Source organism: Bacteroidota bacterium (genome assembly GCA_018692315.1).
Lineage (GTDB): Bacteria > Bacteroidota > Bacteroidia > Bacteroidales > JABHKC01 > JABHKC01.
This window is the reverse complement of the sequence record JABHKC010000220.1, coordinates 1-7,711: the sequence shown is the minus strand read 5'-3', so window position 1 is coordinate 7,711 and position 7,711 is coordinate 1. Positions and strand designations below refer to the sequence as shown.

Genomic DNA, 7,711 nt, shown 5'->3' with positions numbered 1-7,711 from the left:
TAGAATCTTGCATTAGACCCTGCGGGTTTTCAAAACCCACAGGGTATTTTTACGCTACCAAAATGTAATTCTATCCTACTTTTTTCATGGCTGCCAAATAAAAATGTAGCTTGCTGATACTTTGCTTTATCCGGCTAATTAGTTATCATAATTCATCAACAAATGATATTCTTAAAGCGGAATATTCCCATGTTTTTTAGGAGGATTCGATTTGCTTTTATTTTTAGTCATATCCAATGCCTGAATAAGTTTTAAGCGTGTTTGTTTAGGATAAATAATCTCATCGACATAACCTAACTCAGCAGCTTTATATGGGCTTGCAAATGTGTCGCGGTATTTCTCAACTGCTTCTTTTCGGTCTTCTTCCGAAATGTTACGGTAAAGAATGCTAACTGCTCCATCTGAGCCCATTACTGCAATTTCGGAAGTTGGATATGCATAGTTAAGATCTGCACCAATGTGCTTGCTCGACATTACATCGTATGCTCCACCGTATGCTTTTCGTGTGATAACAGTAATTTTTGGAACAGTAGCTTCAGAAAAAGCATAAAGTAATTTTGCTCCGTGCTTAATTATGCCACCAAACTCTTGAGTAGTTCCTGGTAAAAATCCGGGTACATCAACGAAAGTTATAAGAGGTATGTTAAAGGCATCGCAAAATCGAACAAATCTTGCGGCTTTTGTCGAAGAATTTATATCTAAAACTCCGGCAAGATACTCGGGTTGGTTGGCTACTATCCCAACAGGTTTGCCACCCAATCTGGCAAATCCGATTATTATATTTTGCGCATAATGAGGTTGTACTTCAAAGAAATTTTTTTCATCAACAACTGTTGTGATAATTTCTTTCATATCATATGGTTTGTTGGGATCGTCCGGAACAATGGTTTGCAATTTCTCGTCCTCACGCGTAATATCATCAGTGCATGTTTTTATTGGAGGATCTTCCATATTATTTGAAGGCAGATAGCTCATCAGTTCTCTAAGCATCATCATTGCTTGTTCGTCGTCTTCGGCAGTAAAATGTGCAACCCCGCTTTTAGCATTATGAGTCATTGCTCCCCCAAGTTCCTCTTTTGTTACTTCTTCGTGAGTAACTGTTTTTATTACATCGGGACCGGTAACAAACATATAGCTGCTATTTTTCACCATCATAATAAAATCAGTCATAGCCGGAGAATAAACCGCACCTCCTGCACAGGGTCCTAAAATGGCTGAAATTTGCGGAACTACACCGGAAGTCATCACATTTAAATAGAAAATGTCGGCATAACCGCCAAGGCTTTGCACCCCTTCCTGAATTCGAGCACCTCCCGAATCGTTCAGACCAATAATTGGTGCACCGTTTTGCAGTGCCATTTTCATCACTTTAATTATTTTATCGGCATTAGCTCTGCTTAAAGTTCCTCCAAATACAGTGAAATCCTGAGCAAACACATAAACTAATCTTCCGTCAATTTTTCCATAGCCGGAAATTACACCATCGCCTAATATCCGATTTTTTTCCATACCAAAGTCGAATGTGCGGTGAGTAACCAGTTTGTCTAACTCTACAAAAGTACCTTCATCGAACAAGATGCTTACTCGTTCTCTCGCAGTTTTTTTTCCTCCCTTATGATGTTTTTCAATTCTTGCTTCACCACCTCCAAGTTCGGCAGTTTTGTTTAACTCTTCAAATTTCTCAAATTTCTTTTCTAATAATGACATAGTTAATTATGAATTATAAATTATGAATTATTAATGTTTAATGTAATGTTTGTCAGCTATTGTTAAAAATAATGTTTTTTTATTCGATTGCTAATAAAATCTGACCACCATCCACAGTTTCTTCTTCCTCAACAAATATTTTTTTGATAATCCCATCGTTTGCAGCTTTATACTCGCTTTCCATTTTCATTGCACTAACTATAATTACTGTTTGTCCGGCTTTTACTTCTTCGCCTTCCTCAACAAGAATTTTTACAACTTTTCCGGGCATTGGCGAACTTATTTCATTTTCACCACCTTCATCGGAACCAGATTTTCTGTTTTGAATATATTTTGTTTCTGCATCGATAATCTCAACATCAAAGCTATTTAAGTAGGTATTAATCGTGTATTTTTTTGGATCTCCTTTTTCGCAGAACTCTATGTTGTGCGATTGATTGTTGTAAAGAATTGAATAAACTCCTCTTTCAACTAAAAGAATATCAATGTCATAAATTTTTTCATCTACTTTTACTTTCACAATATTATTTTGCCGAGACAATAACTCTATTTGTGCAATTCTATCGCCTATTTTTATTTCTAATGACATAATATTAAGTTTTTTGTATTTGTTTTAAAAAGGGAAATTTGTAGTCGAAATGTATTTTCATACATGAAACTATTTCCCATAAATAGCGTTTTTGGTTTAATTTTTAAAGTCGTAGAATATTTTTACGTCTTCCAAATTCTTTCCAATTGTTTGTAGATTCGTTTGTCTTCCCGGTTTCTTTAGGTTTTAATTTATCAGTATAATCTATGAATGCTGCAATAATTGCTACATCTTCGCAGTCGGCTACACATTTTTCCGCTTTCATAAGAAAATCTTCATTGTCTTCAATGAAATGGGTATCGTATTTTCCATTCACAAAATCGGGAGTTTTCATTATACGTTCAAGAAATTTTATTGAGGTTTTCACGCCAGTAATTTTGTAGGCATATAATGCACGCTTCATTCTTTTAATGGCTTCTTCTCTTGTATTTGCCCAAATTATCAGTTTAGAAATCATTGGGTCGTAATACATTGGAATTTCATAACCTTCGTAAACATAACCATCGTGGCGGACACCCAGACCGAGTGGCTCAGTAATATGTTTGATCAATCCGGGGTATGGCATGAAATTATTATCGGGGTCTTCGGCATAAATCCTGCATTCGATAGCATGGCCGTTTTGCGAAACCTCTTCTTGCGTAATTTGCAATTTTTCGCCATTTGCAATTTTTATTTGTTGCTTTACTAAATCTACTCCAACAACCCTTTCGGTTATTGGATGCTCAACCTGAAGTCTGGTATTCATTTCCAGAAAATAATAATTTAGATTATTATCAACAAGAAATTCGACAGTTCCGGCACCTTCATAAGCTACAGATTCTGCGGCAGCAATAGCATGTTTTCCCATTTCATCTCTGAGTTTTGCAGTCATCAACGGTGAGGGAGTCTCTTCAATAACTTTTTGGTGTCGGCGTTGAATAGAGCACTCGCGTTCGCAAAGATGAATTGTATTCCCAAAACTATCAGCTAATATCTGAAATTCGATATGATGAGGGGATTCAATATATTTTTCAATATAAACCGAATCATCAGAAAATGAAGCAAGTGCTTCAGATTTCGCAGCTCTAATTCCATTAGCTAAATCGCTCATTTGTTTAACAAGCCTCATCCCTTTACCACCACCACCGGCAGATGCTTTTATCATTACCGGTAAACCTACCTTTTCGACAATCTTAATCGCTTCTTCTGCACTCGAAATACATTCTTTGTTTCCGGGAACAACAGGTACTCCTGAATCTACCATTTTTTGACGAGCACTAATTTTATCTCCCATCACAGAAATTACTTCTGCCGAAGGTCCAATAAAAATAATTCCTTCTTTTTTACATCGTTTCGAAAATTCAGCATTTTCCGACAAAAATCCGTAACCGGGATGAATTGCATCAACATTCGATTTTTTGGCAGCATCAATTATATTGTCAATTTTAAGATAGCTTTCCGATGAAGGTGAAGGACCAATAAAGTAGGCTTCGTCGGCATAACGCACGTGCATAGACGAACGGTCGGCTTCGCTGAAAACAGCTACACTTCTTATGTCCATTTCGCGACACGAACGCATAACTCTAATAGCAATTTCACCTCTGTTTGCAACAAGTATTTTTTTAATCATGTTAAACTAAAAATTTAGTAATTTAAACAAACATAAAATAATTTAAGTAATAAAGTACAATTATAGAAAAATTATTTTAATATACATATGTAGATATTTTAATTTGAAAATGCCTGCGAATTTATAGTGAAGAAATATTTTCTAATATATTGAAAAATAGCATATTATATGTATCGTAGTGTTCAACTCATCAGTAACTGAATCTTGAGAATTGAAATTATCATAAAATCCTATATCCAAAAATCAATTTTATATAATTGCAATAAATTAAATTGTTCAAATAAAAAAAAGGGAAAAGATTAGAACCATATTGATTCTGATATTTGATTTTTTTTGCCAGAAAATATTAAATCTTGAACTATACGAAATAATTATTTGCGGACAAATTGCCACAGATTCACAGATGATAATTTGAATATTTGAAATAATATCTCCAAATACTCTATTCAATGGGAAAATAAACCTTAGTCAGCCATTTCGAAGTGTCTTTTTCAACCATTGGATCGGTAATATATTCTTCCCATAAAGGCCCAACAATTGTTTTATTATTTTCCATAATCCAATTTGTTATAGATTGATATGTAAGAGGTAATTGGTTATAGTTTCCGAAATGCTTTGCCACAGCCATTTTCCCTTTTTTAATTTTACCAACTATAATTCTACCTTCGGTCTTAATTTCGTCTTCGATAGGAATACATGCTGCAAATTCAATAACATCTGTTGGTTCCGAAAAATAAACCGAAAATGGTGGTTTGGTCATTTGAATTCCGGTTTTTTGAACAAATCCCATAAGTTCTCCATAGAATTCACCCATTTTGATCCCGATCTCGCTTATGGGGCATTTATCTTTAATCCCGATATAAAGTTGTCCTGGGAAATCAGTAATTTCAATTTTTGTTTTTTCAATTGATGGCATATTTTCACATATTTCTTTAATATTTTCAAGTCCTTTTTCGTAATCAGGGGCTAACATTATTTCGAAAATTAATCCCATATATCTTTCAAATTGGCTGCTAAAATTGTGGGCGAACCACCATATAAGTTTTGTGTATTCTCCGGCAGGTTCTAACTTGTATCCGGCTAAAGAAGTGTTTCCGCGATTAAAATCTAACTCGGTTTCGATATATTCAAAAGGTTTGCTTTTTATAATAGTCATCATTCCTGATCCTACATTAGGGTCATTGCTTTTCCATTTGTAGCTTGCACCCACACCTTCCGGAATTTCGTTGTATGTATAAATAGTTGTGGTATCAATATCGTGCCAGGGAGACCAATTTTGCATGTTTTTAAAATTGTTTAGTTGGTCGAATACAATTTCTGCCTGAGAATTAATAGTAATTGAGCGTTCCATATAAACCGAGGTAGGAAGAGCAAATGTTATTCCAAAAACAATGATAAATATTGCTACTAACCAAATTACTATCTTTCTTAAAATTTTCATTTTTTCTAATTTTAATTAATAATTTTCAAATTTAGTTATTTTTTAATTATTGCATTTTTCAATGAAAAACAGTCATTTTCGAAGTGTGATTTTTTGCTACCACATATATTTTTTGAGAATTTCATACCAGAAATATAAACATGTCGTTCTTGTCTTTTTATATTAAAAAAAAATGGATTTTATTTTGAAAAAGGATTTTCTGGCAATTGGGATTGTTTCTTTAGTTTTGGGCATGCTATGCTATTATTTTTACGAGAGTGAAATTACAAATCTCGATTTACAGATAGAAAATGAACAAGTAATTCAAGAACCAAAACCTACAATTTATAAATATGAAATTCCAATAGACTCATTTGAGATATTTAATGGAATTGTAAAAAGAAATCAGAATTTGTCTGAGATTTTGACAAAATATGATATTTCGGCTTTTATAATTGACAAAATTGCGAAAAAATCAAAAGGAATATTCGATCTTCGAAAAATTAAATTCAATCAGAAATATACTGCATTTTGCAAAAAAGACAGTAGTAGGCAACTCCACTATTTTGTTTATGAACATTCACCAATCGACTATGTGGTATTCGATTTAAAAGATTCAATAGAAGTTTTTATGAAGAAAAAGGAAATAATTACCCGAAGAAAAACAGCTTCAGGTAGAATTGAATCTTCACTTTGGAATGCAATAAAAGAGAATAATTTAAATCCGGTTTTAGCAATTGAATTATCGGAAATTTATGCCTGGTCGATAGATTTTTTTGGAATACAAAAAGGAGATGCTTTCAAAATACTTTACGATGAGCAATTTGTTGATAGTCAGTCGGTAGGAATAAGTAACATTTACACTTCAGTTTTTAGGCATATGAATACCGATTTTTATGCTTTTCAGTTTGAGCAAGATAATACTATGAGCTATTTCGACGAAAATGGAAATAGTTTACGAAAAGCATTTTTGAAAGCGCCACTAAGGTTTTCGCGAATTAGCTCGAAATTTTCTAACAGCCGGTTTCATCCTGTTTTGAAAATTCGCCGTCCACATCATGGGATAGACTATGCCGCTCCGGCAGGGACACCGGTTTTGGCAATTGGCGATGGAGTAATCATTAAAAAGGGATACCAAAAAAATGGTGGCGGTCGTTATCTAAAAATTAAACACAACAGTATTTATACAACTGTTTACATGCACTTTTCGCGCTATTCAAAGGGGATGAATCAGGGTGCTTATGTAAAGCAAGGCGATGTGATTGGATATGTTGGAAGCTCCGGTTTAGCAACTGGTCCGCATCTCGATTTCAGATTTTATAAAAACGGAACTGCAGTAGATCCTCTAAAAATTAAAGCTCCCCCGGTAGAGCCAGTGAAAAAGCAAAATATTGAACAGTTTGAAGAATTGATAACTCTTTATCAGAACGAAATTTTTAATATAGGTTTATTCTATTTTTAAATTTTGTTCAAAACTTGTTCAATCGTATTTGGGAAATGTTCGTATTCGAGCTGGTGAATTTTTTTTGCGAGACTTTCCGGATTATCAGAGCTGTCTATTTTACATTTCGCCTGAAAAATTAATTCTCCTTCATCGTATTTTGAATTTACGAAATGAATGCTAATACCACTTTCAATTTCTGAATTTTCTATTACAGCTTGATGCACTTTCATTCCATACATACCTTTTCCTCCATATTTGGGAAGAAGTGCAGGATGAATATTTATAATTTTTCGTGGAAAATGTCGAATCAAACTTTCCGGAATTAACAATAGGAAACCTGCCAAAACTATCAAGTCAATTTGTTTCTCTTTTAGAATTTCGATAATTCGCATTGAATTGTTCAAATCGTTTTTGCTGAAAGTTGCAGCTTCAATGCCATATTTTTTTGCTCTTTCGAGAACGTAGGCCGATTTTTTATTTGATAATACCAATGCAATTTCAATATTATTTTTATTCCCAAAATATTCGATAATAGCTTGAGTATTTGTTCCAGAACCGGACGCAAAAATTGCAATTCGTTTCATTATCAATAATTTATAAAATTAAAATTTTAGATAAACTTATACATTTTTTAGAAAAAACAAATCTATTGTTCGTTTTCATAAATGAAAAAAGCCGGAAATCTAAATTGGTGATTTCCGGCTTTTATTTATCATAAATATATTTGCTAAAGTTTTAGTTAATACATTAAATATCAGTTTGCTATTTCAAGGCTTTACTAAAACAAAAAATTGATTTTGACTATATAGTGGTTCTAAGAAAACAGGCAATTTTTATAAAATAATTAATTTTTGATGAGATTTCTATTTTCTTTCATGCAGTAAATGCTTTTGTATTAGACAAATGAAAAAAATAGAAATATCGCAAAAAGAGATGTTTTTA

General features: G+C 33.2%; 6 protein-coding genes. 1 reads left to right on the top strand and 5 read right to left on the bottom strand.

Annotated features, from left to right (window positions below; all coding sequences use genetic code 11):
* Nucleotides 1-171: 171 nt before the first annotated feature.
* The 4 genes from HN894_16190 to HN894_16175 all read right to left on the bottom strand — a co-directional run bounded on the left by HN894_16190 (nucleotide 172) and on the right by HN894_16175 (nucleotide 5,346).
* Entirely contained in the window at nucleotides 172-1,707 is a 1,536-nt protein-coding gene (locus HN894_16190) for an acyl-CoA carboxylase subunit beta (protein ID MBT7144864.1), read from the bottom strand.
* 79 nt (nucleotides 1,708-1,786) lie between these two features.
* A complete protein-coding gene (locus HN894_16185) occupies nucleotides 1,787-2,296 on the bottom strand; it encodes an acetyl-CoA carboxylase biotin carboxyl carrier protein subunit (protein MBT7144863.1) in 510 nt (169 codons plus the stop codon).
* Between the two features lie 103 nt (nucleotides 2,297-2,399).
* On the bottom strand, nucleotides 2,400-3,905 hold the full coding sequence (gene accC / locus HN894_16180) for an acetyl-CoA carboxylase biotin carboxylase subunit (protein ID MBT7144862.1): 1,506 nt from the start codon (nucleotides 3,903-3,905) through the stop codon (nucleotides 2,400-2,402).
* Between the two features lie 442 nt (nucleotides 3,906-4,347).
* The gene (locus tag HN894_16175; GenBank protein ID MBT7144861.1) at nucleotides 4,348-5,346 is read right to left on the bottom strand and encodes a hypothetical protein; all 999 of its coding nucleotides are present in this window, start codon (nucleotides 5,344-5,346) and stop codon (nucleotides 4,348-4,350) included.
* 172 nt (nucleotides 5,347-5,518) lie between these two features.
* Between HN894_16175 and HN894_16170 the strand changes: the two genes are divergently transcribed.
* The gene (locus HN894_16170) at nucleotides 5,519-6,787 is read left to right on the top strand and encodes a peptidoglycan DD-metalloendopeptidase family protein (GenBank protein ID MBT7144860.1); all 1,269 of its coding nucleotides are present in this window, start codon (nucleotides 5,519-5,521) and stop codon (nucleotides 6,785-6,787) included.
* Here HN894_16170 and purN read toward each other — a convergent pair.
* Complete coding sequence (purN, locus tag HN894_16165) at nucleotides 6,784-7,353, bottom strand: phosphoribosylglycinamide formyltransferase (GenBank protein MBT7144859.1); 570 nt, start codon at nucleotides 7,351-7,353, stop codon at nucleotides 6,784-6,786. The two genes, HN894_16170 and purN, sit on opposite strands and share 4 nt — an antisense overlap.
* Nucleotides 7,354-7,711 lie beyond the last annotated feature (358 nt).